General features: G+C 40.2%; 1 protein-coding gene. It reads left to right on the top strand.

What is annotated here, in order from left to right:
- Positions 1–66: 66 nt before the first annotated feature.
- Complete coding sequence (locus C2M30_RS07330) at positions 67–972, top strand: IS481 family transposase (RefSeq protein ID WP_105171184.1); 906 nt, start codon at positions 67–69, stop codon at positions 970–972.
- The last annotated feature ends 34 nt before the right edge of the window (positions 973–1006 follow it).

The raw sequence follows: 1006 nt of genomic DNA, 5'->3' as shown, positions 1-1006 counted from the left end.
GTGTGAATCTTTAGACCTTGGCTGACACATTTTTATATATTTATGATGTGTTAGTTGAGGTTTTAGATGAACAGAAAAGAAGAGCAAGAAGTTAGACGTAAGCTTAAGATATTAGCTCACGCAAAAGAAACCAGAAATGTTAGTAAGACCTGTCGCTACTGGGGGATTTCCAGAGATACGTTTTATCGTTGGAAAAAAGATTATGCAGCTAAAGGAGAAGTTGGGTTAATCAACTCTAAGCCATGCCCCGAAAATCCAGCCGTTCGTGTTGATCCGATCATCGAAGAAAAAATCTTGTATTTGCGTAAGAACTATCATTTTGGGCAAGCTAAAATTAGTTGGTATTTAGCTCGTTATCATGGGCTTAAAGTCTCTATATCAGGCGTTTATAGCGTGTTTTGTAGACATGGGCTTAACCGTCTACCCCAGAACCTTAGAACGCGGCAAGTTAAATCCGTAAAGCGATATGAAAAACAAGTTCCCGGCCATCATGTTCAAGTTGACGTTAAGTTTCTTACCTTTAAAGATAAATCTGGCAGGAAGGTTCGTAGATTCCAATATACGGCTATAGATGATGCTACACGTATCAGGGCATTAAAAGTCTACGAAAAACACAACCAAGCATGTGCCATCGACTTTATTGATTACGTTGTTGGGAAGTTTCCCTTCCGCATTAAAATGATACGTACAGATAACGGCCATGAATTCCAATCTAAGTTTCATTGGCACTGTGAGGATCTTGGAATGCAGCATGTGTATATCAAACCTGCTAGCCCTAACCTCAATGGAAAAGTCGAACGCTCTCACCTAACCGATAAGCGAGAGTTTTATCAGCTATTAAACTATAAAGGAGATGTTGATTTAGAGGCCAAATTGGCAGAATGGGAGGCGTTTTATAACTACCATAGACCACATGGTGGCTTGAAAGGAAAAACGCCTTATGAGATTCTAGTTTCGAAGATGAGAGCCTAGTTATGGTTTGTCAGCCGAGGTTTCGAGACCCACA

Source organism: Pseudoalteromonas sp. T1lg24 (assembly GCF_002964745.1).
Classification (GTDB): domain Bacteria; phylum Pseudomonadota; class Gammaproteobacteria; order Enterobacterales; family Alteromonadaceae; genus Pseudoalteromonas; species Pseudoalteromonas spongiae.
This window is presented reverse-complemented; position numbering and strand designations above follow the sequence as displayed.